Source organism: Arthrobacter sp. 05T444, assembly GCF_056395905.1.
On sequence record NZ_JBFTKK010000074.1, the window covers coordinates 1 to 417 of the forward strand.

General features: G+C 65.5%; 1 protein-coding gene. It reads right to left on the reverse strand.

Features of this window, described 5'->3' with window-relative positions; all coding sequences use genetic code 11:
* Window positions 1–417: transposase (locus AC1DD3_RS22140; protein WP_476882534.1), on the reverse strand; the 417-nt coding region annotated here is incomplete at both ends.

Sequence of the window (417 nt, forward strand, 5' to 3'; positions counted from 1 at the left end):
TGGATTTCGCGTTTGAGGCCGCCCCGGGCCTGGAGGTAGAGGGCCTGGTAGATCGTCTCGGGGCTCACGCGCATCTCCTGGTCATCGGGGTGGTCCGTGACCAGCCTGTGCGATATCTGCTCCGGTGACCATTCCAGACCCAGTCCTGCCTGCACGTAATCCCGCAGTTTCGACTCGCCGGTCAGTTTCGCTGTCTTGGGACGGGCTCTGCGGGCGGCGGCTTGCCGGTCCGCTCCGTGGGGCAGGTAACCCAGCAGGGGGTCGCTGTTGCGGTGCAGTTCCCGGCTGATGGTCGAGGGGGAACGCTGCAGAGTCAGCGCTATCGTCCTCAGCGAGGAACCGGCCCGGCTCAGGTCCCGGATCATTTCACGTTCCTGCAGTGACAGAAAGCGGGGGTCGATGGACCCGTCGGAGTCC